Annotated in this window: 5 protein-coding genes; all 5 read left to right on the top strand. The window is 71.7% G+C overall.

Annotated elements, in window-relative coordinates; all coding sequences use genetic code 11:
- The first annotated feature begins 257 nt into the window (after nt 1-257).
- Nucleotides 258-1,070, top strand: coding sequence for a redox-sensing transcriptional repressor Rex (locus tag ACRDSQ_RS20000; RefSeq protein ID WP_431423155.1), 813 nt, complete (start codon nt 258-260; stop codon nt 1,068-1,070).
- Nucleotides 1,067-2,413, top strand: a complete 1,347-nt coding sequence (locus ACRDSQ_RS19995) for a glutamyl-tRNA reductase (RefSeq protein WP_431423154.1) — start codon at nt 1,067-1,069, stop codon at nt 2,411-2,413. Before ACRDSQ_RS20000 ends, ACRDSQ_RS19995 begins: the two co-directional genes overlap by 4 nt.
- Complete coding sequence (gene hemC / locus ACRDSQ_RS19990; RefSeq protein ID WP_431423153.1) at nt 2,413-3,348, top strand: hydroxymethylbilane synthase; 936 nt, start codon at nt 2,413-2,415, stop codon at nt 3,346-3,348. Before ACRDSQ_RS19995 ends, hemC begins: the two co-directional genes overlap by 1 nt.
- A 20-nt stretch (nt 3,349-3,368) precedes the next feature.
- The gene (locus tag ACRDSQ_RS19985) at nt 3,369-4,901 is read left to right on the top strand and encodes a uroporphyrinogen-III synthase (protein WP_431423152.1); all 1,533 of its coding nucleotides are present in this window, start codon (nt 3,369-3,371) and stop codon (nt 4,899-4,901) included.
- Nucleotides 4,902-4,963: 62 nt separating this feature from the next.
- Nucleotides 4,964-5,941, top strand: coding sequence for a porphobilinogen synthase (hemB, locus tag ACRDSQ_RS19980; protein ID WP_431423151.1), 978 nt, complete (start codon nt 4,964-4,966; stop codon nt 5,939-5,941).
- Nucleotides 5,942-6,064: the final 123 nt, after the last annotated feature.

The following is a 6,064-nucleotide window of genomic DNA, read 5'->3' as shown; positions in this document are numbered from 1 at the left end:
GTTCTGAACGGGCGACTCGCGGGTGGGGGGTTGGCATCGGGGGAGATGAGTGGGTGGGGTCTGGGGAGGAGAGTGGGGGGTGAGTCAGGGGGTGCCAGGTGGGTGGTTGCGGGCGGGATGCGGTGGGTGGCTGGGCGCGGGCGGTGTCGGGGGTGAATGTGGGGTTCGTCCCGTGGGTGGCCAGCGACTTTGTGCATGCGTTCACAAGCGGTACCGTTACCCCATCCCGGAGACGAATTCTGTCGAGGAGTACCAGCGTGGCGGCACAGCGAGGCCAGCGGAACGGGGTCGGCGACACCCCGCCCGCCCCGACAGCCGCCGAGATCACCGCACCCATCCCCCGGGTGGTCGCGGAGGTCCCCGCCGCGCGGGAACGAGCCAGGGCCATCCCGGAGGCCGCCGTCGCGCGGCTGGCCGTCTACCTGCGGGTCCTCTCCGGAATGCAGGACCAGGGCTCCGGCACCGTCTCCAGTGAGGAACTCGCCGCGGCGGCGGGCGTCAACTCCGCCAAGCTGCGCAAGGACCTCTCCTACATCGGCTCCTACGGCACCCGCGGCGTCGGCTACGAGGTCGCGGTCCTGATCGAGGAGATCGAGCGAATCCTGGGGCTGACCAGGAAGCAGAGCGTCGCGGTCGTCGGAATCGGTAACCTCGGACATGCCCTCGCCAACTACGGCGGGTTCCCCGGACGAGGCTTCCCCGTGACCGCACTGTTCGACGTCGACCCCGACCTCATCGGCGTGCCCGTCGGCGGGCTGCCGGTCGAGCACATCGACGACATCCCGACCATCTGCGCCGAGCGCGAGGTGTCCATTGGGGTCATCGCGACACCCCCTCCCGCGGCCCAGACCGTGTGCGACCGTTTGGTCGAAGCGGGAGTTCAGTGCATCCTGAACTTCGCCCCAGTCGTGCTGCAGGTTCCCGACCACGTCGAGGTCCGCAAGGTCGACCTCGCGGTCGAGCTGCAGGTCCTGTCCTTCCACGTGGCCCGGCGGGCGGACAACGCGGCCGCCACCAACGGTGTGGCGCCGGAGTTCAACGGCAAGGTCAACGGGATGGTGGTGTCGTGAGCATTCTCGCAGTGGGCATGTCGCACCACACCGCTGACCTGCGTGTCCTCGAGCGCGTCACGGTCCCCGCGGGCGACGTCCCCAAGGTGCTCGCCGACCTGCTCAGCCGCCCGAACATCGCCGAGGCCCTGCTGGTCTCGACCTGCAACCGGGTCGAGGTCTACGCGGTCGTCGACGCCTTCCACGCGGGTCTCAACGACGTGGTCGACGTCCTCGCCCGGCACTCCGGCGACGATGTCAGCGCGCTGCACGACCACCTCTACGTGCACTACGCCGGTTCCGCCGCGCAGCACCTGTTCACCGTCGCCGCCGGGCTCGATTCGATGGTCGTCGGCGAGCCGCAGATCCTCGGCCAGGTCCGCCAGGCCTACAACGTCGCCCGCGAGCAGGGCACCGTCGGCCGGACCCTGCACGAGCTGGTCCAGACGTCGCTGCGCATCGGCAAGCGGGTCCACACCGACACCGGCCTCGACCAGGCGGGCGGCTCGGTCGTCTCCGAGGCGCTGGCCGACGCGGAGCAGGCGTTCGGCGGTCTGGCCGGGCGTTCCGCGCTGATCATCGGCGCCGGCTCCATGGGTGGGCTCGCCGCCGCGGCGCTGCGGCGCGCGGCCATCGGCGAGGTCGTCGTGGCCAACCGCACCGAGGCCAACGGCGCCCGGCTCGCCGCGTCGCTGACCGAGCAGGACGTCCCGGCCCGGTCCGCCGGTCTGGCCGACCTGCCCGAGCTCATCGCCGCCGCCGACGTCGTGGTCGCCTGCACCGGCGCCGTCGGCTCGGTCGTGCCGGTCTCCGCGGTGGCGCCGAGGGCCGATCGGCCCCTGGTGATCTGTGACCTTGGACTCCCGCGCGACGTCGAAGAGGGCGTCGCCGCCATCGCGGGCGTGCGCATGGTCGACCTCGACAGCCTGCAGCGCAGGCTCGCCGACGCGCCCAGCGGTCTCGACACCCGCCGCGCGGGCGAGATCGTCGCCGAGGAAGTCCGCGCCTACCTGGCCGCCCAGCGTTCCGCCGAGGTGACTCCGACGGTGACCGCGCTGCGCAAGCGCGCCGCCGAGGTCGTCGACGCCGAGCTGCTGCGCCTGCACTCGCGGCTGCCCGACCTCGACGGCTCCACCCGCGACGAGCTGGCCCGCACGGTCCGCCGCGTCGTCGACAAGCTGCTGCACACCCCGACGGTCCGAGTGAAGGAACTCGCGTCGGGCCCAGAAGGCTCCGGCTACGCCGAGGCGCTGCGCGAGCTGTTCGGGCTCGACCCGCAGGCGCCCGCGAGCCTGACCGCGACTCGGATTGACTCAAGGCACGAACCCGCTGTGCTGGATTTCCCCCTGGACGGTGGTAGGTGATGGTTCGCACCATCCGGATCGGCACGCGCGGCAGCGCGCTCGCCCTCGCGCAGACCGGCACCATCGCCGACGCGCTGGAGAAGGCGGGCGCCAAGGTCGAGATCATCACGGTCTCCACGCCGGGCGACCGCTCCTCCGCGCCGATCGCCGAGATCGGTGTCGGGGTGTTCACCTCCGCGCTGCGCGACGCCCTCGCCGACGGCGAGGTCGACGTGGCTGTGCACTCGTACAAAGACCTGCCGACCGCGCCGGACCCGCGGCTGTCGATGGCGGCCGTGCCGCAGCGGCAGGACCCGCGCGACGCGCTGATCGCCCGCGACGGCCTGACCCTGGGCGAGCTGCCTGTGGGCGCGAAGATCGGCACCGGGTCGCCGCGGCGCGCCGCGCAGCTCGAGGCGCTGGGCTTGGGCTGGGAGATCGTGCCGATCCGCGGCAACGTCGACACCCGGATCTCGATGGTCACCGACGGCAGGCTCGACGCCGTGGTCCTGGCCCGCGCGGGCCTGGCCCGGCTCGGCAGGCTCGACGAGATCACCGAGACGCTGGATCCGATCCAGATGCTGCCCGCGCCCGCGCAGGGCGCGCTGGCCGTCGAGTGCCGAGTCGACGACGTCGACGTCGAGCACCTCCTCCGGTCCACTGTGGAGGATGAGTACACGAGGGCCGCGGTAGTCGCGGAGCGCGCCATGCTGGCCGCGCTCGAAGCGGGCTGCAGCGCCCCCATTGGCGCACTGGCCGATGTCGTCGAGGACTTCGACGCCGACGACAAGGTGATCTTCCGCCTGTCGTTGCGCGGAGTCGCGGCGACGCCGACAGGAGAGATCCTGCGCGCATCGGCCACCGGAGACCTGACCGCAGGAGAGCAGCTCGGTCGTGCGTTGGCCGCCGAACTGTTGGAACTCGGGGCCGGGGTGCTCTCCGGTCCCGAGGCGTAGTTGATGGGAAGTGGCCTGACATGACCACCCGTGCACGAAAGTCCCCCGGCCGCGTCGCGTTCGTGGGCTCGGGCCCCGGCGACGCCGGACTGCTCACCGTTCGCGCCAGGGAACTGCTCGAACGTGCCGAGCTCGTGGTGACCGACCCGGACGTGCCCTCGGGCGTGCTGGCGTTCGCCCGCGCGGACGCCGAGGTGCGTCCGGCCGTCGGGCAACCGGCTGACGTGGCGAAGGACCTGGTGACCGAGGCCAAAGCCGGACGCGTCGTCGTCCGCCTGGTCGCCGGTGACCCGCTGACGCATTCCGCGGTCGTGGCCGAGGCGCAAGCCGTGGCGCGCACCAGCGCGGTGTTCGACGTGGTGCCCGGTGTCTCGGCCGCCACCGCCGTCCCCGCGTACGCGGGCATCGCGCTCGGCTCGACGCACACCGAGGTCGACGTCCGCGGCGACATCGACTGGGCGGGCCTGGCGGGCGTGCCCGGACCGATCGTCCTGCACGCGACGTCGAGCCACCTGGCCGAGGCCGCGTCCTCGCTGGTCGAGCACGGCTTGGCCCCGCAGACCCCGGTCGCGGTGACCGCGGACGGCACGGGTTCGAGCCAGCGCACCATCGACACCACGCTCGCCTCGCTCGCCGCCGACGCCGGGGAGGTGTCCGGCAGCCTCGTGGTCACCGTCGGCGCCGCGGTGTCGCAGCGCTCGAAGCTGTCCTGGTGGGAGTCGCGCGCGCTGTACGGCTGGCGCGTGCTGGTCCCGCGGACCAAGGACCAGGCCGGTGAGATGAGCGAGCGCCTGCACATGCACGGCGCCATCCCGTCGGAGGTGCCGACGATCTCCGTCGAGCCGCCGCGCAGCCCCGCGCAGATGGAGCGCTCGGTCAAGGGTCTCGTCGACGGCCGCTACCAGTGGGTCATCTTCACCTCGACCAACGCGGTCCGCGCGGTGTGGGAGAAGTTCGCCGAGTTCGGTCTCGACGCCCGCGCGTTCAGCGGTGTGAAGATCGCCTGTGTCGGCGAGGCGACCGCGGAGAAGGTGCGCTCCTTCGGCATCAACCCGGAGCTGGTGCCCTCGGGCGAGCAGTCCAGCGAGGGCCTGCTGGCCGACTTCCCGCCGTACGACGACATCCTCGACCCGGTCGAGCGGGTCCTGCTGCCGCGCGCCGACATCGCCACCGAGACGCTGGCGGCCGGTCTGCGCGACCGCGGCTGGGAGATCGACGACGTCACCGCGTACCGCACCGTCCGGGCGGCCCCGCCGCCCGCCGACACCCGCGAGATGATCAAGACCGGCGGCTTCGACGCGGTGTGCTTCACCTCGTCGTCCACCGTCCGGAACCTGGTCGGCATCGCGGGTAAGCCGCACACCCGCACCCTGGTGGCCTGCATCGGCCCGAAGACCGCGGAGACGGCACGCGAGTTCGGCCTGCGGGTCGACGTCCAGCCGGAGCACGCGACGGTGCCCGTCTTGGTCGACGCCCTGGCCGAGCACGCGGCCAGGCTGCGTGCCGAGGGCGCGCTCCCGCCGCCGCGCAAGACCAAGCGCGCACGGCGCTAGACCACCCGCGGGCGGTGTGCTTCGGCACGCCGCCCGCGTTTGTTTCTCGGAAAGGGTGCTCGATGTTCCCGAACCACCGCCCCCGCAGGCTCCGCACCACCCCCGCCATGCGGCGCCTGGTGTCGGAGACGGCGGTGCGCCCGAACCAGCTCGTGCTGCCCATGTTCGTCAAGGAAGGCGCCACCGAGACGGTCGCCATCGCGAGCATGCCCGGCGTCGTCCAGCACACCCGCGACAGCATGCGCAAGGCCGCGCTGGAAGCGGTCGAGGCGGGCGTCGGCGGCATCATGCTCTTCGGCGTCCCCACCACCCGCGACGCGGTGGGATCGGGCGGCACCGACCCCAACGGCGTCCTCAACGCGGCCCTGCGCGACCTGCGCGCGGAACTCGGCGACGAGACAGTCCTGATGTCGGACCTGTGCCTCGACGAGTTCACCGACCACGGCCACTGCGGAGTGCTGGACGCCAAGGGCAACGTCGACAACGACGCGACCCTCGCCGTGTACGCGGAGATGGCGGTGGCCCAGGCCGAAGCGGGCGCCCACCTGCTGGGCCCGAGCGGCATGATGGACGGCCAGGTGGCGGTGGTCCGCGAAGCCCTGGACGCGGCGGGTCACCTCGACACCGGAATCCTCGCGTACTCAGCGAAGTACGCCTCGGCTTTCTACGGCCCGTTCCGCGAGGCGGTGGAATCCCAGCTCACCGGCGACCGCATGACGTACCAACAGGACCCGGCGAACATCCGCGAAGCGCTGCGCGAGACCACTTTGGACCTGACCGAGGGCGCGGACCTGGTCATGGTCAAGCCCGCTTTGGCATACCTGGACGTAATCCGCGCGGTAGCGGAAATCGCCGACGTTCCCGTTGCGGCGTACCAGGTATCGGGCGAATACGCGATGATCGAGGCGGCGGCGGCGAATGGCTGGCTGGACCGCAGGCGCACCATCCTGGAAACCCTGACCTCCATCCACAGGGCAGGCGCAGACATCGTGCTCACGTACTGGGCAGTGGAAGCAGCGGGCTGGCTCCGCGAGAACTAGCACTGTGCCTGAAAAGGCATACTTCGCTGCATGTCCGCACCCGATGACGCCCCAGCGCCTGCCAGAGGCAACCTCCCTGCCTACATGTACGACGAGCCGCAGGGTGAGCTGCCCAGGCCGCTG

It is taken from the genome of Actinokineospora sp. (genome assembly GCF_050699995.1).
In the GTDB taxonomy this organism is placed as follows: Bacteria; Actinomycetota; Actinomycetes; order Mycobacteriales; family Pseudonocardiaceae; genus Actinokineospora.
The sequence above is the reverse complement of the archived record's forward strand: the minus strand, read 5'-3'. Positions and strand labels throughout refer to the sequence as shown.

Coding starts and splice junctions, on each gene's coding strand:
- hemB (WP_431423151.1), top strand. CDS start 4,964: ATGTTCCCGAACCACCGCCCCCGCAGGCTCCGCACCACCCCCGCCATG.
- ACRDSQ_RS19985 (WP_431423152.1), top strand. CDS start 3,369: ATGACCACCCGTGCACGAAAGTCCCCCGGCCGCGTCGCGTTCGTGGGC.
- hemC (WP_431423153.1), top strand. CDS start 2,413: ATGGTTCGCACCATCCGGATCGGCACGCGCGGCAGCGCGCTCGCCCTC.